General features: G+C 72.4%; 21 protein-coding genes and 1 pseudogene. 8 read left to right on the top strand and 14 right to left on the bottom strand.

What is annotated here, in order from left to right:
- The 3 genes from ACZ4S3_RS05985 to ACZ4S3_RS05975 form a co-directional block, all read right to left on the bottom strand.
- Positions 1–1461 carry a glutamate synthase subunit beta gene (locus tag ACZ4S3_RS05985; RefSeq protein ID WP_467926491.1) on the bottom strand — a complete coding sequence of 487 codons (1461 nt, stop codon included), beginning with the start codon at positions 1459–1461 and terminating at the stop codon, positions 1–3.
- A complete protein-coding gene (gene gltB / locus ACZ4S3_RS05980) occupies positions 1454–6067 on the bottom strand; it encodes a glutamate synthase large subunit (RefSeq protein ID WP_467926486.1) in 4614 nt (1537 codons plus the stop codon). The genes ACZ4S3_RS05985 and gltB overlap by 8 nt, the downstream gene beginning before the upstream one ends.
- A 293-nt stretch (positions 6068–6360) precedes the next feature.
- Positions 6361–7092 carry a VIT1/CCC1 transporter family protein gene (locus ACZ4S3_RS05975; RefSeq protein WP_467927353.1) on the bottom strand — a complete coding sequence of 244 codons (732 nt, stop codon included), beginning with the start codon at positions 7090–7092 and terminating at the stop codon, positions 6361–6363.
- Positions 7093–7364: 272 nt separating this feature from the next.
- Between ACZ4S3_RS05975 and ACZ4S3_RS05970 the strand changes: the two are divergent.
- From ACZ4S3_RS05970 to ACZ4S3_RS05945, 6 genes and pseudogenes are all read left to right on the top strand, one after another.
- Positions 7365–8459, top strand: a pseudogene (locus tag ACZ4S3_RS05970) (ADP-ribosylglycohydrolase family protein); the annotation flags it as partial.
- A 302-nt stretch (positions 8460–8761) separates the two neighbouring features.
- Complete coding sequence (locus ACZ4S3_RS05965; RefSeq protein ID WP_467926482.1) at positions 8762–10333, top strand: ADP-ribosylglycohydrolase family protein; 1572 nt, start codon at positions 8762–8764, stop codon at positions 10331–10333.
- Positions 10334–10436: 103 nt separating this feature from the next.
- Entirely contained in the window at positions 10437–11807 is a 1371-nt protein-coding gene (locus ACZ4S3_RS05960) for an ADP-ribosylglycohydrolase family protein (protein WP_467926478.1), read from the top strand.
- 2 nt (positions 11808–11809) lie between these two features.
- Positions 11810–13336 (top strand): ADP-ribosylglycohydrolase family protein, encoded by a 1527-nt coding sequence (locus tag ACZ4S3_RS05955; protein WP_467926474.1) that lies wholly within the window; start codon positions 11810–11812, stop codon positions 13334–13336.
- Complete coding sequence (locus tag ACZ4S3_RS05950; RefSeq protein ID WP_467926469.1) at positions 13333–14574, top strand: CaiB/BaiF CoA transferase family protein; 1242 nt, start codon at positions 13333–13335, stop codon at positions 14572–14574. The genes ACZ4S3_RS05955 and ACZ4S3_RS05950 overlap by 4 nt, the downstream gene beginning before the upstream one ends.
- Before the next feature lie 14 nt (positions 14575–14588).
- Entirely contained in the window at positions 14589–15527 is a 939-nt protein-coding gene (locus ACZ4S3_RS05945) for an HpcH/HpaI aldolase/citrate lyase family protein (RefSeq protein ID WP_467926465.1), read from the top strand.
- Between the two features lie 90 nt (positions 15528–15617).
- On the opposite strand, the gene lgt is transcribed toward ACZ4S3_RS05945, so the two are convergent.
- From lgt to hisI, 11 genes are all read right to left on the bottom strand, one after another.
- Positions 15618–16823 carry a prolipoprotein diacylglyceryl transferase gene (lgt, locus tag ACZ4S3_RS05940; RefSeq protein WP_467926460.1) on the bottom strand — a complete coding sequence of 402 codons (1206 nt, stop codon included), beginning with the start codon at positions 16821–16823 and terminating at the stop codon, positions 15618–15620.
- A gap of 119 nt (positions 16824–16942) precedes the next feature.
- Complete coding sequence (locus tag ACZ4S3_RS05935; RefSeq protein ID WP_467926457.1) at positions 16943–17761, bottom strand: DsbA family protein; 819 nt, start codon at positions 17759–17761, stop codon at positions 16943–16945.
- Between the two features lie 90 nt (positions 17762–17851).
- On the bottom strand, positions 17852–18685 hold the full coding sequence (gene trpA, locus ACZ4S3_RS05930) for a tryptophan synthase subunit alpha (RefSeq protein ID WP_467926452.1): 834 nt from the start codon (positions 18683–18685) through the stop codon (positions 17852–17854).
- Positions 18685–19965 (bottom strand): tryptophan synthase subunit beta, encoded by a 1281-nt coding sequence (gene trpB, locus ACZ4S3_RS05925; RefSeq protein ID WP_467926448.1) that lies wholly within the window; start codon positions 19963–19965, stop codon positions 18685–18687. Before trpB ends, trpA begins: the two co-directional genes overlap by 1 nt.
- Before the next feature lie 174 nt (positions 19966–20139).
- Positions 20140–20379, bottom strand: coding sequence for a tryptophan biosynthesis modulator TrpM (trpM, locus tag ACZ4S3_RS05920; protein WP_467926444.1), 240 nt, complete (start codon positions 20377–20379; stop codon positions 20140–20142).
- A 25-nt stretch (positions 20380–20404) separates the two neighbouring features.
- Positions 20405–21214 carry an indole-3-glycerol phosphate synthase TrpC gene (gene trpC, locus ACZ4S3_RS05915; RefSeq protein WP_467926440.1) on the bottom strand — a complete coding sequence of 270 codons (810 nt, stop codon included), beginning with the start codon at positions 21212–21214 and terminating at the stop codon, positions 20405–20407.
- Between the two features lie 172 nt (positions 21215–21386).
- Positions 21387–21830 (bottom strand): DUF2752 domain-containing protein, encoded by a 444-nt coding sequence (locus ACZ4S3_RS05910; RefSeq protein ID WP_467926435.1) that lies wholly within the window; start codon positions 21828–21830, stop codon positions 21387–21389.
- 136 nt (positions 21831–21966) lie between these two features.
- Positions 21967–22212, bottom strand: a complete 246-nt coding sequence (locus tag ACZ4S3_RS05905) for an HGxxPAAW family protein (RefSeq protein WP_467926431.1) — start codon at positions 22210–22212, stop codon at positions 21967–21969.
- A gap of 82 nt (positions 22213–22294) precedes the next feature.
- Complete coding sequence (locus ACZ4S3_RS05900; RefSeq protein WP_467926427.1) at positions 22295–22948, bottom strand: TIGR02234 family membrane protein; 654 nt, start codon at positions 22946–22948, stop codon at positions 22295–22297.
- 193 nt (positions 22949–23141) lie between these two features.
- Entirely contained in the window at positions 23142–24686 is a 1545-nt protein-coding gene (locus ACZ4S3_RS05895) for an anthranilate synthase component I (RefSeq protein ID WP_467926422.1), read from the bottom strand.
- Positions 24687–24697: 11 nt separating this feature from the next.
- The gene (hisI, locus tag ACZ4S3_RS05890) at positions 24698–25141 is read right to left on the bottom strand and encodes a phosphoribosyl-AMP cyclohydrolase (protein ID WP_467926419.1); all 444 of its coding nucleotides are present in this window, start codon (positions 25139–25141) and stop codon (positions 24698–24700) included.
- Positions 25142–25189: 48 nt separating this feature from the next.
- Between hisI and ACZ4S3_RS05885 the strand changes: the two genes are divergently transcribed.
- Both ACZ4S3_RS05885 and ACZ4S3_RS05880 read left to right on the top strand, forming a co-directional pair.
- Positions 25190–25327 carry a hypothetical protein gene (locus tag ACZ4S3_RS05885; protein ID WP_467926415.1) on the top strand — a complete coding sequence of 46 codons (138 nt, stop codon included), beginning with the start codon at positions 25190–25192 and terminating at the stop codon, positions 25325–25327.
- A 46-nt stretch (positions 25328–25373) separates the two neighbouring features.
- Entirely contained in the window at positions 25374–26006 is a 633-nt protein-coding gene (locus tag ACZ4S3_RS05880; RefSeq protein ID WP_467926411.1) for a TIGR03085 family metal-binding protein, read from the top strand.
- Positions 26007–26013: the final 7 nt, after the last annotated feature.

Genomic DNA, 26013 nt, shown 5'->3' with positions numbered 1-26013 from the left:
TCACACGGTCAGTGAGCGATCCGTCGGCTTGATGGGAGCCGGCAGGGCGCTGGCTCCGGTCAGGAAGCGGTCCACGCCCTTGGCGGCGGAACGGCCCTCGGCGATGGCCCACACGATCAGCGACTGGCCGCGGCCGGCGTCACCGGCGACATACACGCCGGGGACGTTGGTGGCGAAGTCCGCGTCGCGGGCGATGTTGCCGCGCTCATCGAGCTCCAGGCCGAACTGCTCGACCAGACCGTTGTCCCGGTCGGTGCCGGTGAAGCCCATCGCGAGGGTGACCAGCTGGGCCGGGATCTTCCGCTCGGTGCCGGGCTTCTGCTCGAGCTTGCCGTCCTTGAACTCCACCTCGGTCAGGTGCAGGAACTGGACGTTGCCGTCCTCGTCGCCCTCGAAGTGGGTGGTGGAGACGGAGTAGACCCGCTCGCCGCCCTCCTCGTGCGCGGAGGTGACCTTGTAGAGCATGGGGAACGTCGGCCAGGGCTGGCCCGTGCTGCGCTCCTCGCCCGGCCGCGGCATGATCTCCAGCTGGGTGACGGAGGCCGCGCCCTGGCGGTGGGCGGTGCCGACGCAGTCCGCGCCGGTGTCGCCGCCGCCGATGACGACGACGTGCTTGCCCTCGGCGGTGATCGGGGCGACGGTCAGGTCACCCTCCTGCACCTTGTTGGCGAGCGGCAGGTACTCCATCGCGAAGTGGATGCCGCTGAGCTCGCGGCCCGGGACGGGGAGGTCGCGGGAGGTGGTGGCGCCGGCGGCGATGACGACGGCGTCGTAGCGCTTGCGCAGCTTCTTGGCCTCTATGTCGCGGCCGATCTCCACCTCCGTACGGAACTTGGTGCCCTCCGCGCGCATCTGCTCGATGCGGCGGTTGATGTGGCGCTTTTCCATCTTGAACTCGGGGATGCCGTAGCGCAGAAGCCCGCCGATACGGTCCGCGCGCTCGTAGACGGCGACGGTGTGGCCGGCGCGGGTCAGCTGCTGGGCGGCGGCGAGGCCGGCCGGTCCGGAGCCGATGACGGCGACGGTCTTGCCGGAGAGGCGCTCGGGCGGCTGCGGGGTGACGTCGCCGTTGTCCCACGCCTTGTCGATGATGGAGACCTCGACGTTCTTGATGGTCACCGGCGGCTGGTTGATGCCCAGCACACAGGCGGCCTCACAGGGGGCGGGGCACAGGCGGCCGGTGAACTCCGGGAAGTTGTTGGTCGCGTGCAGCCGCTCGCTGGCCTCGGTCCAGTCCTCGCGGTAGGCGTAGTCGTTCCACTCGGGGATGAGGTTTCCCAGCGGACAGCCGTTGTGGCAGAACGGGATGCCGCAGTCCATGCAGCGCGACGCCTGCTTGCTGATGATCGGGAGCAGGGAACCAGGCTTGTAGACCTCGTTCCAGTCCTTGACGCGCTCCTCGACGGGGCGGGTCTCGGCGACCTCGCGCCCGGTGGTCAGGAAGCCCTTGGGGTCAGCCATTGGTCGCCGCCTCCATCATCTTCTCGTGGGTCTCGGACTCGGAGAGTCCGGCTCGCTCGGCGGCGTCCTTGGCGGCGAGCACTGCCTGGAAAGTGGCCGGGACGACCTTGCTGAAGCGGGCGGCGGCCGCGTCCCAGTCGGCGAGGAGCTTGGCGGCGACGGTGGAGCCGGTCTCCTCCTGGTGGCGGCGCACGACGTCGTGCAGCCACTGCTTGTCGGTGTCGTCCAGCGCGGTGACTGCGTCGGTCAGTTCGCGGTTGACGTTGTCCGGGTCGAGGTCGATGACGTAGGCGATGCCGCCGGACATGCCCGCCGCGAAGTTGCGGCCGGTCTCGCCCAGGACGACGGCGTGGCCGCCGGTCATGTACTCGCAGCCGTGGTCGCCGACGCCCTCGGAGACCACCGTGGCACCGGAGTTACGGACGCAGAACCGCTCGCCGACCCGGCCGCGCAGGAACAGCTCGCCGCCGGTGGCGCCGTAGGCGAGGGTGTTGCCCGCGATGGTGGAGTACTCGGCCAGGTGGTCGGCGCCGCGGTCGGGGCGGACGATGACCCGGCCGCCGGAGAGGCCCTTGCCGACGTAGTCGTTGGCGTCGCCCTCCAGGCGCAGCGTGATGCCGCGCGGCAGGAACGCGCCGAAGGACTGGCCGGCCGAGCCGGTGAAGGTGATGTCGATGGTGTCGTCGGGCAGGCCGGCGCCGCCGAACTTCTTGGTCACCTGGTGGCCGAGCATGGTGCCGACGGTCCGGTTGATGTTCCGGATCGCGACCTGCGCCCGTACCGGCTGTGCGGCCTCGGCGGTGTCCGCGGCCAGCGCGTCCGCGGCGAGCTCGATCAGCTCGTTGTCCAGCGCCTTCTCCAGGCCGTGGTCCTGGACGGTGACCTGGTGGCGGACGGCGCCCTCGGACAGCTCGGGGACGTACAGCAGCGGGGCCAGGTCCAGGCCCTGCGCCTTCCAGTGGTTCACGGCCTGGGTGGTGTCCAGCAGTTCGGCGTGGCCGACGGCCTCTTCGAGGGTGCGGAAGCCCAGCTCGGCGAGGAGTTCGCGGACCTCTTCGGCGATGAACTGGAAGAAGTTGACGACGTACTCGGCCTTGCCGCTGAAGCGCTCGCGCAGCGTCGGGTTCTGGGTGGCGATGCCGACCGGGCAGGTGTCCAGGTGGCACACCCGCATCATGACGCAGCCCGAGACGACCAGCGGGGCGGTCGCGAAGCCGTACTCCTCGGCGCCCAGCAGGGCGGCGATGACCACGTCGCGGCCGGTCTTGAGCTGGCCGTCGGTCTGCACGACGATGCGGTCGCGCAGGCCGTTGAGCAGCAGCGTCTGCTGGGTCTCGGCGAGTCCCAGCTCCCAGGGGCCGCCCGCGTGCTTGAGCGAGGTCAGCGGGGAGGCGCCCGTGCCGCCGTCGTGGCCGGAGATGAGGACCACGTCCGCGTGCGCCTTGGAGACGCCCGCGGCGACCGTGCCGACGCCGACCTCGGAGACCAGCTTCACGTGGATGCGGGCGGCCGGGTTGGCGTTCTTGAGGTCGTGGATCAGCTGAGCCAGGTCCTCGATGGAGTAGATGTCGTGGTGCGGCGGCGGGGAGATCAGTCCCACGCCCGGCGTGGAGTGCCGGGTCTTGGCGACCCACGGGTAGACCTTGTGGCCGGGCAGCTGGCCGCCCTCGCCGGGCTTGGCGCCCTGCGCCATCTTGATCTGGATGTCGTCGGAGTTGACGAGGTACTCGCTGGTCACACCGAAGCGGCCGGAGGCGACCTGCTTGATGGACGAGCGGCGCGCCGGGTCGTACAGGCGCTCCGGGTCCTCGCCGCCCTCACCGGTGTTGGACTTGCCGCCCAGCTGGTTCATGGCGATGGCGAGGGTCTCGTGCGCCTCCTGGGAGATGGAGCCGTACGACATGGCGCCGGTGGAGAAGCGCTTGACGATCTCGGACGCCGGCTCGACCTCGTCGATGGAGATCGAGGGGCGGGCCGACCGGTCGGTCTTGAAGCCGAACAGGCCACGCAGCGTCATCAGCCGCTCGGACTGCTCGTTCACCCGCTCGGTGTACTGCTTGAAGATGTCGTAGCGGCGCGAGCGGGTGGAGTGCTGGAGCCGGAAGACGGTGTCCGGGTCGAAGAGGTGCGGCTCGCCCTCGCGGCGCCACTGGTACTCGCCGCCGATGTCCAGCGCGCGGTGCGTGGCGGCGATGCCGGAGGCCGGGTAGGCCTTGGCGTGCCGGGCGGCGACCTCCTTGGCGACGACGTCCAGGCCTGCGCCGCCGATCTTGGTGGCGGTGCCGTGGAAGTACGTTGCGACGAAGTCCTCGTCCAGGCCGACGGCCTCGAAGACCTGCGCGCCGCGGTAGGAGGCGACGGTCGAGATGCCCATCTTGGACATGACCTTCAAAACGCCCTTGCCGAGCGCCTTGATGAGGTTCTTGATGGCGGCCTCGGCCTCGATGCCGGGCAGGAAGGTGCCGGCGCGGACGAGGTCCTCGACGGACTCCATCGCCAGGTACGGGTTGACGGCCGCGGCACCGAAGCCGATGAGCAGCGCGACATGGTGCACCTCGCGCACATCGCCGGCCTCGACGAGCAGACCGACCTGGGTGCGCTCCTTGGTGCCGATGAGGTGGTGGTGGACCGCGGAGGTCAGCAGCAGCGACGGGATCGGCGCGTGCTCGGCGTCGGAGTGCCGGTCGGAGAGCACGATCAGCCGGGCACCGTCGTCGATGGCGGCGTCCGCCTCGGCGCAGATCTCCTCGATCCGGGCGGCCAGCGACTCGCCGCCGCCGCTCACGCGGTAGAGACCGGAGAGGGTCACGGCCTTCATACCGGGCATGTCGCCGTCGGCGTTGATGTGCACGAGCTTGGCCAGCTCGTCGTTGTCAATGACCGGGAACGGCAGGGTCACGCTGCGACAGGACGCCGCGGTCGGCTCCAGCAGGTTGCCCTGCGGGCCGAGCGAGGAGATCAGCGAGGTGACCAGCTCCTCGCGGATGGCGTCCAGCGGCGGGTTGGTGACCTGCGCGAACAGCTGGGTGAAGTAGTCGAAGAGCAGCCGCGGACGCTCGGAGAGCGCGGCGATCGGCGAGTCGGTGCCCATCGAGCCGATCGGCTCGGCGCCGGCCTTGGCCATCGGCGCGAGGATGACCCGCAGCTCTTCCTCGGTGTAGCCGAAGGTCTGCTGGCGGCGGGTGACCGAGGCGTGCGTGTGCACGATGTGCTCACGCTCGGGCAGATCGGCCAGGTCGATCAGACCGGACTCGAGCCACTCCTGGTAGGGCTGCTCGGCGGCGAGCTGCGCCTTGATCTCGTCGTCCTCGATGATGCGGTGCTCGGCGGTGTCCACGAGGAACATCCGGCCCGGCTGCAGGCGGCCCTTGCGGACGACCTTGGACGGGTCGATGTCGAGCACGCCGACCTCGGAGGACAGCACCACCAGGCCGTCGTCGGTGACCCAGTAGCGGCCGGGGCGCAGGCCGTTGCGGTCCAGGACCGCGCCGACCTGGGTGCCGTCGGTGAAGGTGACACAGGCCGGGCCGTCCCAGGGCTCCATCATCGTGGAGTGGTACTGGTAGAAGGCGCGCCGGGCCGGGTCCATGGAGGGGGAGTTCTCCCACGCCTCGGGGACCATCATCAGCACCGAGTGCGGCAGCGAACGGCCGCCCAGGTGCAGCAGCTCCAGGACCTCGTCGAAGGAGGCGGAGTCGGAGGCGTCCGGCGTACAGACCGGGAAGATCCGCTCCAGTTCCTCGCTGCCGAACAGCTTGGAGGCGAGCTGGGACTCGCGGGCGCGCATCCAGTTGCGGTTGCCCTTGACCGTGTTGATCTCGCCGTTGTGTGCGACGAAGCGGTACGGGTGGGCCAGCGGCCAGCTCGGGAAGGTGTTGGTGGAGAACCGCGAGTGGACCAGCGCGATGGCGGTGGCGAAGCGGCGGTCGGACAGGTCCGGGAAGAAGGGCTCGAGCTGGCCGGTGGTCAGCATGCCCTTGTAGACGATGGTCCGGGAGGAGAGCGAGGGGAAGTAGACCCCCGCCTCGCGCTCGGCGCGCTTGCGCAGCGCGAACGCCTTGCGGTCCAGCGCCAGGCCGGTGTTCTCGCCGTCGCCCACGAAGAGCTGGGAGAAGGCCGGCATGGTGGCGCGGGCGCCGTTGCCCAGCAGCTGCGGGGCCACCGGGACGATGCGCCAGCCGAGGACGGTCAGGCCCTCTTCCACGGCCATCGTCTCGATGCGTGAGACGGCGGCGGCCGCATCGCGGGCCTCGGAGGGCAGGAAGGCGATGCCGACGGCGTAGGCGCCGGCCTCGGGAAGCTCGAAGGTGACGTCCTCGCGCAGGAACGCGTCCGGCACCTGGAGCAGGATGCCGGCGCCGTCGCCGGAGTCGGGCTCCGAGCCGGTGGCACCGCGGTGCTCCAGGTTCGTCAGGACGGTGAGCGCCTGCTCGACCAACGCGTGGCTGGCCTCGCCGGTGAGGGTGGCCACAAAGCCGACGCCGCAGGCGTCGTGCTCATTGCGAGGGTCGTACATCCCCTGCTGGGCGGGGCGCCCGTCCATGGGCGACCAGGCGGCGCTGGTGGCGCTGCCGGTGGTCGCGGAGTGCGTGGACGCGGAACGCATCGGCTCTCCCAACGTCGTCGTGGCATAGGCATTGCCGAGGGACGACGTTGGCCCTCCGCGAAATTTTCGTGCAGGTTACAGGATGGCCCGCTTCTCGAAAAGCGGATAGTGCCTTCCAACATACGGACACCGCGCATTGCGGTGGATCAAGGACACGGGCGGACACTCCGCCATCCCGTTATGCGGCGTCCGGCGAGCGACATTGCCCGCGACGCCTGGGCCTTATGCCCGGCCGTCAACAAACCGAAACCGCTGGGTAACACGTCAATTATGCGGAAGCCCCGCACGGCCCCTCACCCTACGGCGGTTCCGAACAACGATCCCAGGATGTACGTCACACCCGCGGCCGCGCCACCCAGGGCCAGTTGACGCAATCCGCTGAACCACCACGAACGCGCCGTCACCCGGGCCACGACCGCCCCGCAGGCGAACAGTCCGAGCAGTGCGAGAACCACCGCCGGCCACAACGCCGAAGCCCCCAAAAGATAAGGAAGCACAGGCAAAAGCGCGCCCAAAGCAAAGGATCCGAAGGAAGAAACCGCGGCAACCGTGGGCGACGGAAGGTCGGACGGGTCTATTCCCAATTCCTCCCTGGCGTGGATTTCCAGCGCCTGCTCGGGGTCCCTGGACAGCTGCTCGGCGACCTTCCGGGCGAGTTCCGGCTCGACGCCCCGCGACTCGTACAGCGCGGCCAGCTCCTCGAGCTCGTCCTTGGGGTGCTTGCGCAGCTCGGCCCGCTCGATGTCCAGCTCGGCCTGGACCAGCTCGCGCTGCGAGGCGACCGAGGTGTACTCCCCGGCGGCCATCGAGAAGGCACCGGCCGCCAGACCCGCAAGACCCGTGATGATGATCGTCTGCTGCGACACCGCGCCGCCGGCGACACCCGTCATCAGGGCGAGGTTCGAGACCAGACCGTCCATCGCGCCGAAGACCGCGGGACGCAGCCAGCCGCCGTTGACGTCACGGTGGGTGTGATTGTCACGGTGCGCGATATGCGTCGGCGCCGCGCTGTCCATGATCTCCATGACGGACATAGATAGGGACCTCTCCCTTCCACGAGGTGTGGGCCGATGGCGGCGCTTCCCCCTGCAACACCTCGAAGTTATGCGCGAATCACCCTCCGCCGCTAGCAAGGAAGGCCGAACTTACCGCGCTGACCTGCGGCTTTCCCCAAAAGAGGATTCTGATGCCCTATCAGATTCCGCCGTCGACCGGGTGACCTCGCCGCCCGGCGCAGGAGAGGCGGCCCCTCGCGTGGGACGGATACACCCCGACCCGTACGACGAAAGGGCACGCCATGAGCGCACCGGATCCCCCGCCCTCACCGGCCGGCCTGGCCGATGCGCTGCGTGACCGGGCCCGCGGGGCGATGCTCGGGCTCGCGGTCGGCGACGCGCTCGGCGCACCCGCGGAAAACATGAAGCCCTCACAGATCCGCCGCCGCTGGGGCCGCATCGAAGGCTATGTCGAGGACGATCCGGCCGGCACCGATGACACCGAGTACGCGATCTTCTCCGGGCTGCTGCTGGCCGCACACGGTTCCGCGCTGACCGTCGCCCATGTCGAGGCCGCCTGGCACCAGTGGATCGCCGACCGCGACGAGGGCCCGTTCCGCGGCGCGGGCTTCAGCGAACGCGGCACCCTGGAAAACCTCCGCCGCGGCCTCGCCGCCCCCATCTCCGCCCAGCACCGGCACGCCTGGAGCGACGGCCTGGCGATGCGCGCCGCACCGTTCGGGGTGTTCGCGGCCGGCCGCCCCACCGAGGCCGCCCGCCTGGTGGCCATCGACGGCACCGTCAGCCACGACGGCGAGGGAATCTACGGCGGCCAGGCGGTCGCCGCCGGGGTCGCCGCCGCCATGGTCACCCTCCCCCAAGGACCTTCGGCAATCCCCCGGTCTCAACTCCGTTCGACTGGGGGGACCCCCATCGGTCCAGGGGGAACCCCCAACACCGACGCGGTGATCGCCGCCGCGCTCTCCGTCATCCCCGAGGACTCCTGGACGGCCCGCTCGCTGCGCCGCGCGGTCGGCGCCGCCCAGCGCTCCCGGCACGACCCCGGCATCACCCGGCTCGGCACCGAACGCGCGGTGCGCTCCGCGGTCGTCGTCGGCGGCTACCCCTGGACGGACCTGGCACCCGAAGCCGTCGGCCTGGCCTTCGGGGCGTTCGCGGCGGCCCGCGGCGACTTCCGCGCTTCGGTGCTGACCGCGGTCAACATGGGCCGCGACGCGGACACCACGGCGGCGGTGGCCGGCGCCCTGGCCGGCGCCCTGTCCGGCGCCGCCGCGATCCCCGAATCCTGGACCACCGCCATCGGCCCGGCCCGCGGCACCTGCCTGCCCTCGATGGCGGGCTACCACGTCCTGGACATCGCGGAACTCCTGGCACCTGCGGGGGCGGGGGTGGCGCCTGGGGGCACGGGCTCGGCCCGTGCGGGCGCCGGAGCAGCACCCGCGGACGTGGGCGGGGTCCGTGCGGGCGCCGGAGCAGCACCCGCGGACGTGGGCGGGGTCCGTGCGGGCGCCGGAGTCGCATCCGCGGGCGCGGGCGGGGTCCGTGCGGGCGCCGGAGTCGCATCCGCGGGCGCGGGCGCCGAGGCGGCGGGTGCGTACGCCACGACGGCGGGTGCGTGCACCGAGGCGGCGGGTGCGTACGCCACGACGGCGGGCGCGTGCACCGAGGCGGCGAGCGTATGAGCGAGCCCGCCTCCCGCAGACGTACGGCCGAGAATGCCTCCCGCAACGGTCCGACCGATCCCGCATCCCCCGGCGATCCGACCGATTCCGCATCCCGCAACGGTCCGACCGATTCCGCATCCCCCGGCGGTCCGACCGGTTCCCCCTCCCGCAGCCGTATCGAGGGCCTGCTGCTCGGGCTGGCCTCCGGGGACGCCGCCGGCTGGCCCGCGGCACGGCACCGGGCGGCGCGGATGCCCGAATGGACCCGGCGGCTGACCCGCGAGCTGGACACCTTCGCCGAGCAGAACGCCACCACCACACTGCCGGTGCCCATCGCCCTCAACCAGCCGCCCGAACCCTTGCTGCTCGGACCGTCCGACGACGCCGAGTGGGCGGCCTTCACCGCCGAGTCGGTGCTCACCGCCGCCGGTGCGCTGCTCAGCGACCTGGGCCGGGACCGCCGGATGCGCGCCGCCGTCGACCTGGCCTGGAACGCCCTGGCCGGCGAGGTCGCCGCGGCCGCCGACCGGGCGCCCGAGGTGGAGTCCGCGGTACTGCCACTGCGCGCCCGGATCTCGGTACGGGCCGGGCTCGGCAATCTCGCCGCCGGGCTGCGGCCGCCCGCCACCGGGCATGACAACCCGCACTTCTTCGACGACGCGGCCTGCGTTCGGGCCGCTGTACTGGCCGCCGTCTACCCGGGCGATCCCGCCGCGGCCGCCGGGCTCGCCGAGTACGACGCGCGCTACACCCAGGACGGCGACGGGGTGCACGGCGCCCGCGCGATGGCCGCGGCGGTCGCGGCGGCGCTCGGCGGCGCGCCGGTGGACGCCTGCGTGGACGCGGCCCTCGACCAGCTCCCCGAGGGCACCGAGATCCGCCGTAACGCGCTGCACGCGGTCGCTCTCGCCCGCGCCGCGGCCGCCGACCACCCCGGCCGCGCCGGTAATGCCTTCGCCCTGGTCCCCGTCCTGGAACACGAGATCGTCGACCACGTCTACAGCTACGGCATCGCCGCGGCCGAGACCGTGCCCGTCGCGCTCGCCCTCACCATCGCGGGCGGCGGCCGGGTCGCCGAGGCCGTACCGGCCGCCGCCTGCCTCTCCCGCGTCGCCGACTCCGCGCCCGCCCTCGCCGGGGCGCTGACCGGCGCGCTCGGCGGCGCCCGCGCGCTGCCGCGTACCTGGCGCGACGCGTGCCGGGTGCTCTCCGGCTGCGCCCTGCCCCGACTGGCCGGCACCGACCTCGTCGAACTGGCGGGCCGGCTCGCCGGTGCGGAGATGACCACCACCCCTGACGCGCGCGAGGCGCGCGACACCCGCGACGTCCCTGACACCCGTGACGGCCAGGACGGCCCCGACGGCCCCGCCGGGCCTCACCCCGTCCGGACGGCCGCCCCGCCTCCCCTGCCCGCCCTGCCGCAGTCCGCCGCCCGGTCGCGCCCCCCTTCCCCGTCGCGCCCGCCTGCACCGTCGGCCGCCGCCACCACGCCGCACCCGCCTGCCTCCTCACCCTCCTCACCCTCTTCCCCGTCGCCCTCCTCCGCCCCGTCGCACTCCCCCGCCGTGCCTGCCGCCTCCTCTTAACACAGCAACGATTACGGAGAGTAATCAGTTCCCGTACAGTTACTTTCCGTGATGATCGCCGCTCGTCGCCATGACTGCCCACCATGGAAGGACTCACCCGCACATGACGTACACGATGCAGACCGCCCGGGAACCGGCCGCGGAACCGGCCGCGCAACCAGTTCCGGAACCGGCTCCGGAACCGGCCGCGGCTCCGACCCCGTCCGCCGGAAGCGCGTCCGCCGGGAGCGCCGCCATCGACAGCGCGGCCGTCCGGAGCGCGGTGGCGCCCCTGGAGGACCGGGCGGCCGGCTGTCTGGTGGGGGCCGCCGTCGGCGACGCGCTCGGCGGGCCCGTGGAGGGGTGGACGCCGGAGCAGATCGTGGCGCGGCACGGCGGCCGGGTCGCGGGCATTGTCGGCCCGTTCCACGAGGACTGGCGCACCGCGCGCCCGATCGCGCCGTACCACAAGGGCGACGGCCACGTCACCGACGACACCCTCATGACGCATGCGCTGGTACGGGTCTACGAGACGGTCCGCGATCATCTCGACGCCTACGACATCGCCGACCATCTCGTCCCGGATCTGATCGGCACCCCGCGCTGGATCCCCGAGCTGGAGGAGGAGGCGCTGCCGCTGCAGCGGATCTTCCTCGCCGAGAAGTGGATCGTGGCGCGGCTGCACTACGGGCACATCGATCCGCGTGAGGCGGGTGTCGGCAATATCGTCAACTGCGGTGCGGCGATGTACATGGCGCCGGTCGGCATCGTCAACGCCGGTCATCCGGACCGGGCCTACGCCGAGGCGCTGGACATCGCCGGCGCCCATCAGTCCTCCTACGGCCGGGAGGCGGCGGGGGTCTTCGCCGCCGCCGTGGCCGCCGCGTTCGCACCGGAGGCCACCGTGGCGTCCGTCATCGGCCATGCGCTCCGCCTCGCCAAGGACGGCACCCGGGCCGCGATCGAGGCGGTGTGCGATGCGGCCGCCGCGCACTCCGGCTTCGAATCCGCGCTGGCGCCGCTGCGCGCGGCCGTCGCCCCCTTCGACACGGTGGGCCCCGACTACCGCGATCCGTCTCTGGGCGCCCGCCGCCCCTCCCGGCTGCATGCGATCGAGGAACTCCCGGTCGCGCTGGGCATGTTGCTGGCCTGCGGCGGTGACTTCCGCAGCACGGTGCTGGGGTCGGTCAACTACGGCCGCGACTGTGACTCCATCGCCACGATGAGCGGCGCGATCGCGGGTGCGCTGCACGGTGCCGGTGCCGTTCCGGCCGAGTGGAGTACGGAGGTCGCCCGCGCCAGCCGTCTCGATCTGTACGCGCCGGCGGCGGCGCTGGCCGCCGTCACCCGCGAGGTCTTCGCCCGCGACCGGGCCCGCCGGCGCGCCCACGAGCGGGCGTTCGCCGCGCTCGCCACAGCCAGTGCCGTGACCGCAGGCAGTGCCATGACAGCAGCTAGTGCCGTGACCGCAGCCAGTGCCATGACGGAGGGGTGACCATGGGGACCGCCGTGGCTGCGTCTTTGCTCCGGGTGACCTGGGTGCAGCCCGAGGATCTGGTGGGCCACGAGTTACGGCAGGCGGCCGAGGACGGGCGGGCGGCGGGCGCGATCGAGCGGCGGTGGCGGGCGGCGGGGGGTGCGCCGGCGCCCGCTCGTGCCGGTGCCTCCCCCGCACCGTCGCAGCCGTCGCTGCGTCCGCTCGCCGAGTCCCTGCTTGATGAGCTGGCCGTGCTGCCCTGCCCGTCGGACGACATCGAGCCCACCGGCCTGGAGGAAATCCGGGCCGCCGCCTGGCAACTCCCCTCGGATGGCGTGGCATTGACGCCACATCGCAGGAGCGACACGAGCAGCACGAGCTATAGGGGCGATACGAGCGGCAGGAGCGGCAGGAGCGACCGGGGTGATACGGGGCCCCCGGGCGGTCTCGGTGCCCGGCTGGAGGCGGCGTGGCTCGGGCGGGCCGCCGGGTGTCTGCTGGGCAAGCCGGTGGAGAAGCTGCCGCTCGACGGCATCCGGGCGCTGGCGCGCGGATGCGGGAACTGGCCGCTGTCGTCGTGGTTCACCGCGGCCGGGCTCGATCCGGCGGTGGCTGCCCGTTATCCCTGGAACCGCCGCAGCCGCGGCACGTCGCTGGCGGAGAACATCGACGGGATGCCCGAGGACGACGATCTCAACTACCCGGTGCTGGGGCTGTTGTTGCTCGAACGTCACGGTCATGGTTTCACCACGGCCGATGTGGCGCGGCTGTGGCTGGACGAGCTGCCCGCCGGCCGTACCTTCACCGCCGAGCGCATCGCGTACCGCAATCTTCTGGACGGCATCGAGCCGCCGGGTACCGCGCGGTACCGCAATCCGTTCCGGGAGTGGATCGGCGCGCAGATCCGCGCGGATGTGTACGGCTGGACGCATCCGGGCGACCCGGTCGGGGCGGCCGCGGAGGCCTGGCGGGACGCGACGCTCAGCCATACCGCGAACGGGGTGTACGCGGCGATGTTCGCGGCGGCCGCGCTGGCCCGTGCGGCGGGCGGCGGCACGGATGTGCACCGCGCGCTGCGGGACGGGCTCGCGGTGATCCCCGGGCGGTCCCGGCTGGCGCGGGCGGTCCGCTTCGGGATCGCGGCCGCGTGCGGTGAGCCGACGGGTACGGCGGAGGGGTTCGCGGCCGTCGTCGACCGGCTGCACTCCGTCTACGGGCATCACCACTGGGTGCACGCGGTGCCGAACGCGGCGCTGCTGGCCGCCGCGCTCACGCATGCCGACGGCGACTTCACCGGTTCCATCTGCCGTGTGGTGTCCGGTGGTTGGGACACCGACTCCAACGGTGCGACGGCCGGCTCGCTGGCCGGGCTGCTGGCGGGCAGTCCCGCGGCCCTGCCCGACCGCTGGACCGCGCCGCTGCGCAACCGGCTCGCCACCTCCGTCGGCGGCCTGGACGGCACCGGTTTCGACACTCTCGCCCGGCGTACCGCCGCACTGGCCGCGGCGGCGCGCCACCCCGACCGACCGGAGGCACCCGCACCATGACCGACCCGTCCCTGACCCCTTTGTACGAGCGCGCTTGCGAGCAGCCCGCGCCGCCCGGTCCTCTTGCCGGGCTGCGGGTGCTGGATCTGGCCACGCTGTTCGCCGGGCCGCTGGCCGCCACCATGCTCGGGGATTTCGGCGCCGAGGTGATCAAGGTGGAGCATCCGCGGCGGCCCGACCCGGCCCGGGGGCACGGTCCCGCCAAGGATGGTGTGGGCCTGTGGTGGAAGCTGCTGGGCCGCAACAAGAAGACGATGACGCTTGACCTTTCGACGCCGGGTGGCCGGGAGGTGTTGCTTTCTCTCGCCGCCGGCGCGGATGTGATCGTCGAGAATTTCCGGCCCGGCACGCTGGAGAAGTGGGGCCTGGGCTGGCCGGAGCTGTGTGCTGCGAATCCGCGTCTGGTGCTCGCCCGGGTCACCGGTTTCGGGCAGTTCGGCCCGTATGCGCGGCGGCCCGGGTTCGGGACTCTGGCCGAGGCGATGAGCGGTTTCGCCGCGCTGACCGGTGAGCCGGACGGGCCGCCGACCCTGGCGCCGTTCGGGCTCGCCGATGCGGTGGCGGCGCTCACCACGTCGTACGCGGTGATGGCGGCGTTGCGTGGGCGGGATGCCACCGGGCGGGGTCAGGTCGTCGATATGGCGATCATTGAGCCGATGCTGACGGTGCTGGGCCCGCACCCCATCTGGTACGACCAGCTGGGCTATGTTCAGCCGCGTACCGGCAACCGTTCCACGAACAACGCGCCCCGCAACACGTACCGCACCGCTGACGGCTCCTGGGTGGCGGTGTCCACGTCTGCGCAGTCGATCGCCGAGCGGGTGATGCGGCTGGTCGGCCGGCCGGAGCTGATCGATGAGCCCTGGTTCACGACCGGGGAGGGGCGTGCCCGGCATGCCGAGGAGCTCGATGCGGCGGTCGGCGGCTGGATCGCGCGGCGCGGCCGGGACGAGGTGCTGGCCGCGTTCGAGCGGGCGGAGGCGGCCGTGGCGCCGGTCCATGACATCCGTGATGTGCTGGCGGACCCGCAGTACCGGGCGCTGGAGTCCGTCATCGAGGTTCCGGACGAGGAGCTCGGCACGGTGCGGATGCAGAACGTGCTCTTCCGGCTGTCCGAGACTCCCGGTGCCATTCGCTGGGCGGGCCGCCCGCACGGTGCGGATACGGACGAGGTGCTGGCCGGGCTCGGCATGAGCGGTCCCGAGATCGCGGCTCTACGGGTGGCGGGGGCGCTGTGAGGCGTCCGGAGGCCGTGGTCGCTCCTCCTTTGACCTGGCTGTATGTGCCCGGTGACCGGCCTGAGGTGGTCGTCAAGGCGCTCGGTTGCGGGGCGGATGTCATCCTCGTGGACCTGGAGGACGCGGTCGCCGCCGACCGTAAGGGCTATGCGTTGCGTGCCACGGCCGAGCTCCTGGCCGATCCGGCGCCGGGTCCGGTTCCCGTGCATGTGCGTGTCAATGCGCTGGACGGGCCGCTCGCCGAGACCGAGATCCGTACCCTGGCGGGGCTGCCGGGGCTGTCGGGGCTGCGCCTGCCCAAGGTGCAGCGCGCGGCGGATGTCCACCGGGCGGCGGCCTGGGCGACCGTGCGGCCCCGTGCCCGTGTTCTCGCGGGTCACCGGTTTGCCCCTGTGACGGGGCCCACCGCCCCCCTCGCCCCGGGGCTGCCGCCCGCCCTGGCTCCTCAGCTTCCGCCCACTCTCCCGGCGCTTCATGCGCTGCTCGAGTCCGCGCTGGGCATCGAGCATGCCTATGCGATCGCCGCGGCGCATCCTGCGCTGTGCGGTATCGCGCTCGGTGAGGCCGATCTCCGTGCCGAGCTGGGGGTGCGGGACGAGGCGGGGCTGGCCTGGCCGCGCAGTCGGGTGGTGGTCGCGGCGCGCGCGGCCGGTCTGGCGCCGCCGCCGCAGTCGGTGCATCCGGATGTACGCGATGTGGAGGGGCTGGCCCGTTCCTGTGTGCAGGGCCGGGACCTGGGGTTTCTGGGCCGGGCGGCGATCCATCCCCGTCAGCTGCCGGTGATCGAGGCGGCGTATCTTCCGTCGGCGGAGGAGGTCGAGGCGGCGGAGGAGGTGGTGGGGGCGGCGGCGACGGAGGCGGGGGCGCTGGCGTTGCCGGACGGCCGGTTCGTGGATGCGGCGGTGGTGGCGGGGGCGCGGCGGGTGTTGGCGCTGGCGGGGCGCGGCCGCTGAGTCGCCGGGTACGGCAAAGCGCCGGGCGGGCCCGGAACGCGTTGTGCGCGTTGCGGGCCCGCCCGGTTGCGGTGGCGGCCGTCGGCCGTCTCAGGACTTCTTGCTGCCGCTCCCGGCGGGCTTGGCGCCGGTGTCGGGGGCGTCGGACTGTGCCGGGGCGTCGTCGCTCGTGCCTGTGGCGTCGTCGCCCTTGCCTGCGGCGTCGTCGGACTTCGCCTCGTCGCCGGGCTCGTCCGCCGCGGCCCCGTCGGCCTGCGGCTCGGCGTCGTCGGACGCGCCGTCCGTCTTCGCCGCAGCCGCCTTGGTGCCGTCCGCCTTGGTGCCGTCCGTCGTGGTCTCAGTGGTCGTCTTCTCGGACGTCTTCTTCTCGGCCGTCTTCTTCTCGACCGAGACCTTGGCGTCCTCGTCGGCGGGCGCGCCCTCGGCGGTCTCGCCCTCGGCGCTCGCGTCGTCTGCCGTCTCGCCCTCCACGGCCTGCGCGCCGGGCTCCACGACCGCTTCGCGGCCCGGTGCCTTCCTGGCCGAGATCACCAGGTAGGCGATGGCCAGGACGAAGACGATCAGCGCGGTCCACACGTTCAGGCGCAGGCCCAGGATGTGGTGCGCCTCGTCGACCCGCATGTACTCGATCCAGGCGCGGCCCGCGCAGTAGGCGGCGACGTACAGGGCGAAGGCCCGTCCGTGGCCGAGCCGGAAGCGCTTGTCGGCCCAGATGACCAGTGCCGCGACGCCGAGGCACCACAGGCACTCGTACAGGAAGGTGGGGTGGTAGGTGCCGCCGATGCGGCCGATGGCCGGGTCGGAGCTGATCTTCAGTGCCCAGGGCACATCGGTCGGCTTGCCGTAGAGCTCCTGGTTGAACCAGTTGCCCCAGCGGCCGATCGCCTGCCCGATGGCGAGGCCCGGTGCCAGCGCGTCGGCGTACGCGGGGAGCGGGATGCCGCGGCGGCGGCAGCCGATCCAGGCGCCCACCGCGCCGAGCGCGACCGCGCCCCAGATGCCGAGGCCGCCCTGCCACACCTTGAAGGCGTCGAGGGGGTGCCCGTCGGGGCCGAAGTAGGGCTCGTACGTCGTGATGACGTGGTAGAGGCGTCCGCCGACCAGCCCGAAGGGCACGGCCCAGACCGCGATGTCCGCGACGGTTCCGGAGCGGCCGCCGCGCTGTACCCAGCGCTTGTTGCCGAGCCAGACGCCGACGAAGACGCCGATGATGATGCAGAATGCGTAGCCGCGCAGCGGGATCGGGCCGAGGTGTACGACGCCGGTCGAGGGGCTGGGAATGAATGCGAGGTCCATGGCAGGGTCGACGCTACCGCGCCGGGCGGGGTCGGCGACAACCTCACCCGGCTACGGCTGCGTAACGACCCTGGCATATCAGGCCATGACGCTGTGTGTCCGGCGTGTTGAGCGGTGGGTCAGGACGGCGGGGCGCTCGTCTGCGGCTTGCCTGGCTGCTTTCCCTTGTTGGCGTCCATGACCATTTTCTTGAGGTCGGCCGGGGTGACGTGGCCGCCCTTTTCCTTCGAGAGGTCCTTGCCGTCGAGCAGGACGGTGGGGGTGCCGCGGTATCCGGAGGTGGTGAAGGCGGCGTTGGACTTCTGGACGAAGCCGTCGTAGCGGCCGTCGTTGACGCATCTGGTGAAGGCGGCGGACGGCAGTCCCTTGACCTTGTCCGCCAGCTGGATGAGGTATTTCTTGTCGCCGAATCGGTCCTGCTGCTCGGGCGGCTGGTGGGAGTAGAGGACGTCGTGGTAGTCGCGGAAGCGGCCGGCGTCCTGGGCGCAGAGTGCGGCGTTGGCGGCGTTGGCGGAGCCCTTGCCGCCGGCGTTGCCGTCGATGATCGTCACGAGGTGGTACTCGGTCTTGAGCTGTCCGGTGTCCTCGAGTTCGTGCATGGCGGGGCGGAAGCCGGTCTCGAACTGCTGGCAGGCGGGGCAGCGGAAGTCTTCCCAGACGGTGAGGGTTGAGGGGGCGTCGGGTGCGCCTACGGGGACGGCGGGTTTGTCGCCGCCGCTGGCTTGCTTGGGGCGGGCGGTTTCGTTGTCGGTGCTGCTTTTGCCGCCGCCGGACGATGAGGCCCAGATGGCGATGCCGCCGGCGACGGCCAGGACCGCCACCAGCGATCCGGCGACGATCGCCTGGCGGCTGCGCCGGGCGCGGCTCTCTTCTTTCGCCCGCTGTGCCTGCAGCCGCTCGCGGGCGCTGCGCTTTGCGTCATGGTTCTTCTGGTTCACGCCCCTGGACAACGAAGCGGAGGGGTGCCGCGCACCCCTCCGCACCGATGTTCGCCCTATCGGGGGATGGTTTCCCGTGGCGGGCGGGCCTTACGGGCGCGGGCCGTGGGCCCGTTTGCGTACGCCTTCGGCGAGTTCGCCCGCCAGGGCGCGGACGCCGGTGAGGCCGGCGTCGAGGTCGCCGTCCGCGGTCAGCAGCCGCTTGACGAACGCCGAGCCGACGATCACGCCGTCCGCGAACTGGGCGACCTCGGCGGCCTGTTCGGCGTTGGAGACGCCGAGGCCGACGCATACCGGCAGGTCGGTGGTGGCGCGGGTGCGCTCCACCAGGTCCTGGGCCTCGCGGCCGACCGATGCGCGGGTGCCGGTGACGCCCATCAGGGAGGCGGCGTAGACGAAGCCGCTGCCGGCCGCGGTGATTTTGGCGAGCCGCTCGTCGCGGCTGCTGGGCGCGACGACGAAGACGGTGGCCAGGCCGTGCTGTTCGGCGGCCTTGCGCCAGACCTCGGACTCCTCGACGGGGAGGTCCGGCAGGATGCAGCCGGCGCCGCCCGCCTCGGCGAGGTCGGCGGCGAAGCGTTCGACGCCGTAGGCGTCGACGGGGTTCCAGTACGTCATGCACAGCACCGGGGCGCCGGTGGCGGCGTGCACGTCGCGGACGGTACGGATCACGTCGACGATTTTGATGCCGCCGCGCAGCGCGATGTCGTCGGCGGTCTGGATGACCGGGCCGTCCAGGACGGGGTCGCTGTGCGGCAGGCCGACCTCGACGATGTCGCAGCCGCCGTCGAGCATCTCGGTCATCGCCCGTACGCCGCCGTCGACGGTGGGGAAGCCGGCCGGGAGGTAGCCGACGAGCGCGGCGCGGTTTTCCGTGCGGGCCTGGGCCAGTACGGAGTTCAGGAGTGCTGCGTTGCCTGCCATCACTTCTCCCCCTCGCCGGTGGGCTGGACGGCGCCGTTGACGTCGGCCTCGCCCTTGTCGTCGTACAGCCCGAAGTAGTGGGCTGCGGTGTCCATGTCCTTGTCGCCGCGGCCGGACAGGTTGACCAGCAGCAGGCCGTCGGGGCCCAGTTCGCGGCCGACCTCGAGGGCGCCGGCCAGTGCGTGGGCGCTTTCGATGGCCGGGATGATGCCTTCGGTCTGCGAGAGCAGGCGCAGTGCCCGCATGGCCTGGTCGTCGGTGACGGCGCGGTATTCGGCGCGGCCGGCGTCCTTGAGGTAGGCGTGTTCGGGGCCGATGCCGGGGTAGTCCAGGCCGGCCGAGATGGAGTACGGCTCGGTGATCTGGCCGTCCTCGTCCTGGAGGACGTAGCTGCGTGAGCCGTGCAGGATGCCGGGGGTGCCTTCGGTGAGGGTGGCGGCGTGTTCGCCGGTCTCGACGCCGTGGCCGCCGGGCTCGCAGCCGATGAGGCGGACGTCGGTGTCGGCGAGGAAGGCGTGGAAGAGGCCGATGGCGTTGGAGCCGCCGCCGACGCAGGCGAGGGCGGCGTCGGGGAGGCGGCCGGCGCGCTGGAGGATCTGGCGGCGGGCTTCGACGCCGATGACGCGGTGGAAGTCGCGGACCAGTGCCGGGAAGGGGTGGGGGCCGGCGACCGTGCCGAAGAGGTAGTGGGTGCGGTCGACGTTGGCGACCCAGTCGCGGAAGGCCTCGTTGATGGCGTCCTTGAGGGTGCGGCTGCCGGACTTGACGGAGATGACCTCGGCGCCGAGCATCCGCATCCGGGCGACGTTGAGGGCCTGGCGCTTGGTGTCGACCTCGCCCATGTAGATGGTGCATTCGAGGCCGAAGAGGGCGCAGGCGGTGGCGGTGGCGACGCCGTGCTGGCCGGCGCCGGTTTCGGCGATGACGCGGGTCTTGCCCATCCGCTTGGTGAGCAGTGCCTGGCCCAGCACGTTGTTGATCTTGTGTGAGCCGGTGTGGTTGAGGTCCTCGCGCTTGAGGAACACCCGGGCTCCGCCGGCGTGTTCGGCGAACCGGGGTACCTCGGTGAGTGCGCTGGGGCGGCCGGTGTAGTTGACCAGCAGGTCATCGAGCTCGGCCGCGAACGCGGGGTCCGCCTTGGCCTTTTCGTATTCGGCGGCGACCTCGTCGACCGCGGCGACCAGCGCCTCGGGGATGAATTTGCCGCCGAAGGCGCCGAAATAGCCATCGGGGCCGGGGACCTGACCGTCGGGATCGGGAATGAAGAACTCGGAGGACATCTGACGCACTCCTAGGCCGGGGCACTCGCCCCGGAAATCCGGTGATTCGGAATATGCGGAACAGGGACATCACGGTAGGCGGCGCACGCGACGGGGGGTCGCTGCCCCAGCGGAGGGGTCACCTCCGAGGCGGAACGCCGCAGATGCGGTTCCGCTGAGGGGCGGGGCGACGCGTCAGCGCGCGGGCCCCGGTCGCCATCGCCTGCCGTTGATCTGTCCCGGCTCGGATCCGATGTGATACCTGACCCGCCGTCCGTGCACCCGCCGTGCGGGCGCCCGGCAGCCCCGTGGCCGGCATCCGCGGCTCAGCGCGGGGTGGGGGAGGCGGGCGGCCCCCGCCGCGGCGCGCGCGCCGGCCGGGCCCGGGTGGATTCCCCGGGCCGGGCGGCGGATGCCTGCGGCGGTGGCGGTCATGTCGTGATGTTCCGGTTCCGGCCGCTCAGGACCGGCCGTGGCGGATCGCCGGGTGGGAGCCCGCGGCGACCAGGTCGGCGACCGCGGTCCTGGGGTCCTTGCCGGTGACCAGGGACTCGCCGACCAGGACGGCGTCGGCGCCGTCGTTGGCGTAGGCGATCAGGTCGTGCGGGCCGCGCACCCCGGATTCGGCGATCTTGACGATGTGGTCGGGGATCTCGGGCGCGACGCGGGCGAAGGTGCCGCGGTCGACCTCGAGGGTCTTGAGGTTACGGGCGTTGATGCCGATGATCCGGGCGCCGGCGTCCACCGCGCGGGCGACCTCTTCCTCGTCGTGCGCCTCGACCAGCGGTGTCAGGCCGATCGACTCGGCCCGCTCGATGAGCGAGACCAGCGCCTCCTGCTCGAGCGCGGCGACGATCAGCAGCACCAGGTCGGCGCCGTAGGCGCGGGCCTCCCACAGCTGGTAGGCGGTGACGATGAAGTCCTTGCGCAGTACGGGGATGTCGACCTTGGCGCGGACGGCCTCCAGGTCGGCGAGCGAGCCGCCGAACCGGCGCTGTTCGGTGAGGACGGAGATGACCGCCGCACCGCCCGCTTCGTAGTCGGCGGCGAGCCCTGCCGGGTCGGCGATCGCGGCGAGCGCGCCCTTGGAGGGGCTGGAGCGCTTGACCTCGCAGATCACCGTGACGCTTTCGCCCTTGAGCGCCGCCACACCGTCCTTGGCCGGCCGCGCCTTCTGCGCGCGCTCCTTGAGCTCGTCGAGGCTGACGAGTGCCTGCCGCTCTGCGAGGTCGGCGCGGACTCCGTCGATGATCTCGTCGAGCACACTCACGCGAGCGGCCTCCTTCTAGAGGGGTGGGGGCGGACGGCGGCTCTTGGTCCCAGGCGCCGTCCCATCAGGCACTCCGATGGTATCCGCCATGGGGCACAGGTCCCGCATCCGGTTGGCCGCGGTCCCACCACCTGGACATTCGCCGGTTTCGGGCACCCGGGCAGGTGGCCGGTCATGGGGTGAGGCCGGTGCCGAAGGGAAGGTTGCGTACGGCCGTGAAGGCCAGCAGCAGGGCGCTCAGCGCCCACCAGTGGACGGCGCGGGGCCGCGGAGGGGCCGTGGGGCGGCCGCGGGCCGCGCGCAGCAGCCAGAGCGCACAGAAGGCCGCGAAGGCGGCGTAGCCGGCCACCGCGGGGGCGTTGGCGGCCAGTGCGGCGCCGAGGTCACCGTGCGCGACGGCGTGGGCGCTGCGCAGGCCGCCGCAGGCCGGGCAGTAGATGCCGGTCAGGTGCTGCAGCGGGCAGACGGGGTAGTGGCCGGGCTCGTTGGGGTCCACCGCGCCGACGACGGCGAAGGCCGCGGCGGCGGCCGTCAGGGTGCCCAGTGGCGCCGCGAGCCGGCGCGGCAGGGCTCCTGCCGGACGGGTTTCGGCCACGGGATCGGTCACGGTGCCCATGGTGACGCCGAATACGCGAAGGCGCAGCTTCTCGGCCGCCGTACGGGGTGGGCACGGACGGCGGGTACGGCACCGGGGTGCGTACGGGCCGGGAAGCGGCGCCTTCGGGGGTGCTGCGGTGGTGCGGGAGCGGCGGTCAGCTCTCCTGCGGCTGTGCCTGCGCCTGGGTGCGCGGCTGGGCCGAGCGCTTGGGCTCCGAGCCCAGGCCGGCCACGCGCATCAGGCCGCCGACCACGGCGCCGAGGCCGATCAGGACAATGCCCGCCCAGAAACCGGGGACGTTCGCCAGCACGATGAAGGCTCCGGAGACGCAGAAGCCGATGAACGAGATGATGACGCCGGTCCAGGCGGCGGGGGTGTGTCCGTGGCCACTGCTCGACATGAGTGCTCCTCGTTGCTCTCTCGCGCCGGGGTCCGGGCGCGGTAATCATCGTCCATTGTCACCGATGCCGGGGGTGGCACCGTTACCGGGTGGGGTCCTCGCCGCGGTCCAGGGACTTCCAGATCTCCTCCGGACGGTCCGGGTCGGGGGGTGCCGTGGCGCGCCGCGGAGCGCGGGCGCCGCCCGGTGTGCGCTCGTAGCGGCCCGACATTGCGGGCCAGTGGCGGCCGCAGACCAGGGCGAGCAGTCCGGCGGTCAGCAGCAGCAGGCCGCCGGCCGCGGTCGCCCACGGCCACAGGGTGTGCGTGACGTGATGCACACCGGTGCCGCTGACGCCGGCCGCGGTGGAGGCCTGCTCGCGCAGCGCGGAGGTGTCGGAGGTGCCGAGCACGGAGGCGACGGCGATGCCCAGGCCGCTGAGGGTGAGCAGTGCGGCGACCACGATCCGGCCGGCGCGGCGGACCGCGAAGACGGCGACCAGGGCGGCCAGGCCGACGACGGCCAGCGCGCCGGGCACGCCGGTGACGTCGCTGCCGGTCACGGTGCGGGGCAGTTCGCCCTGGGCCAGGACGGCGGTGCCGGTGGCCCAGGTCCGGGAGGCGGCGAGCAGCGTGAGCCCGGCGCCGGCCGCGCCGGCCGGCAGCGCGAGGGCGAGGCTGCGTTTGGCGCTGCGGGGCGCGGCGGGCCGCGCGGGCGCGGGCGCGGCGTCTGTTCGGGGCTGGGGCAGGGCACTCACGCGTACCACTATCGCGCACCGGCCGGCGGCGTCCGGCGCGCGGGGGTGGGTGGGGTTATGTGCCCAGGTGGTTGGCGGTGTGCACGGCCCGCAGTACCGCCGCCGCCTTGTTGGGCACTCGTGGCACCCCGCGCCGGGGCGGACCGGGGCAGGAGCCGTTGCTGGTTCCGCCCGGTGGATCACGCTGCCGCGGCTACTTTCCCAGGTGGTTGGCGGTATGAACGGCCCGCAGCACCGCCGCCGCCTTGTTGCGGCATTCGGTGTCCTCGGCTTGTGGGTCGGAGTCGGCGACGATGCCGGCGCCCGCCTGGACGTAGGCGGTGCCGTCCCGCAGGAGCGCCGTGCGGATGGCGATGGCGGTGTCGGAGTCGCCGGCGAAGTCCAGATAGCCGACGCAGCCGCCGTACAGGCCGCGCCGGGTCGGCTCCAGTTCCTCGATGATCTGCATGGCGCGGGGCTTGGGGGCGCCGGAGAGGGTGCCGGCGGGGAAGCAGGCGGTGAGGACGTCGAAGGCGGTACGGCCCTGGGCGACCGTTCCGGTGACCGTGGAGACGATGTGCATGACGTGGCTGTAGCGCTCGACGGACATGAAGTCGACGACCTCGACGCTGCCGGGCTCGCAGACCCGGCCCAGGTCGTTGCGGCCGAGGTCGACCAGCATCAGGTGTTCGGCGCGTTCCTTGGGGTCGGCCATCAGCTCGTCCGCCAGGGCCTGGTCCTCCTGGACGGTTGTGCCGCGGGGCCGGGTGCCGGCGATGGGGTGCACCATCGCGCGGCCGCCCTCGACCTTGACCAGCGCTTCGGGGCTGGAGCCGACCACGTCGAAGGGGCTGTCTTCGGGGCCGTCGCCGCCCTCGAAGCGGAAGAGGTACATGTACGGGCTGGGGTTGGTGGCCCGCAGCACGCGGTAGACGTCCAACGCGCTTGCCGTACAGGGGGTTTCGAAGCGCTGGGAGGGCACCACCTGGAAGGCCTCGCCGGCCCGGATGCGTTCCTTGACGTCCTCGACGGCGTCCTGGAAGGCGGGGCCGCCCCACTTGGCGGTGTACGAGGGGACCTCGGACGGCGGCAGGGCGGCGGTGCCGGCTGGCACGGGCCGGGCCAGGTCGTAGGCCATGGTGTCCAGGCGGGCCACCGCGTCCGCGTAGGCCTCGTCGATTCCGGTCTCGAGGTCGTTGTGGTTGATCGCGTTGGCGATCAGCAGGACCGTGCCGTTCCAGTGGTCGAGGACGGCGAGGTCGGAGGTGAGCAGCATGGTCAGTTCGGGCAGGCGGAGGTCGTCGGCGGTGCTGTCGCCGATCTTCTCCAGGCGGCGCACGATGTCGTAGCCGAGGTAGCCGACCATGCCGCCGGTAAACGGTGGCAGGCCGCCGCCTTCGACCAGGTCGTGCGGGGTGTGCAGGGCCTCGACGGTGGCGCGCAGCGCGGCGAGCGGGTCGCCGTCGGTGGGCACGCCGACGGGCGGGGTGCCGAGCCAGTGTGCCTGTCCGTCGCGGGCGGTGAGCGTGGCGGCGCTGCGGACGCCGATGAAGGAGTACCGCGACCACGTACGGCCGTTCTCGGCGGATTCGAGGAGGAAGGTGCCGGGGCGTTCGGCCGCGAGTTTGCGGTAGAGCCCGACCGGGGTGTCGCCGTCCGCGAGCAGGCGCCGGGTGACGGGGATGACCCGGCGGTCCTTGGCGAGGGTGCGGAAGGTGTCGAGGTCCGGCGTGGCGGTGCCGGTGGTTCCCGTGGTCATGTCAGCGGAGCCTACTGGTTCGGCGGGGCCTTGCGGTCGCCGGTCGGGCCGGTGGCCAGCACGTCCGCGTCGAAGCAGGTGCGGTCGCCGGTGTGGCAGGCCGCGCCGACCTGGTCGACCTGCACCAGGACGGTGTCGGCGTCGCAGTCCAGTGCCACGGACTTGACGTGCTGGAAGTGGCCGGAGGTGTCGCCCTTGACCCAGTATTCCTGGCGGCTGCGGGACCAGTACGTGCAGCGGCCGGTGGTCAGGGTCCGGTGCAGCGCCTCGTCGTCCATCCAGCCGAGCATCAGCACCTCGCCGGTGTCGTACTGCTGGGCGATGGCGGGGACCAGGCCGTCGGCGCCGCGCTTGAGGCGGGCGGCGATGGCGGGGTCCAGGGTGGGTGTGGTGGGGGAAGAGGAGGTGGGTGTGGTGGGGGAAGAGGAGGTGGGTGTGGTGGCGCGGCTGCTCATGATTCCTATTGTGCCGTGCGGCATTCCGCGGCGAGGCATCCTGGTCGTATGCAGCCGCCGTCGTTCCCGCCCCCGCCGCCGGATCCGGACCGTGCGGCGAAGGTCGCGGTACGGGTGCTGGTCTCGGTGTTCCTGGCCGCGGTGGGCGTCGGGGTGGTGCTGGCGGTGGCGGTGCTGTCGCGCTGAGTGCGGCGCCGTGGCAGCGGGGAGATCGCGGTCGTAGGGTGACCGTATGTCGACCCATGCGAAGCGTGAACGGCTCCTTCTCGCCGATCTGTTGGAGAGCGCGGGACCGGAGGCTCCGACGCTGTGTGAGAACTGGACGGCGCGGGATCTGGCCGCGCATGTGGTGGTGCGGGAGCGGCGCGCGGACGCGGCGGGCGGGATTCTCGTGAAGCCGCTGGCGGCGCGGCTGGAGCGGGTGCAGGCGGAGTTCGCGGCCAAGCCGTACGAGGAACTGATCCAGCTGATCAGGAGCGGGCCGCCGCGGATGTCGCCGTTCGCGCTGAAGCAGATCGATGAGGCGTCCAACACCGTGGAGTTCTTCGTCCACGGTGAGGATGTGCGGCGGGCGCAGCCGGACTGGAGCCCGCGGGAGCTGGATCCGGTCTTCTCCGATGCGCTGTGGTCGCGGGTGGAGCGGATGGCGCGGGTGCTGGGGCGTAAGTCGCCGGTGGGTGTGGTGCTGCGGCGGCCGGACGGGCAGACGGCGGTGGCGCACCGCGGTACTCCGGTCGTCACGGTCACCGGGGAGCCGGGTGAGCTGACGATGTTCGCGTTCGGCCGGCAGGAGGCGGCCCGCGTGGAACTGGAGGGGGACAAGGAGGCGGCCGACCGGCTGCTGGCGGCGAAACTGGGGGTGTAGGCCGGGT

It is taken from the genome of Streptomyces sp. NPDC028368 (genome assembly GCF_055565615.1).
This window is presented reverse-complemented; position numbering and strand designations above follow the sequence as displayed.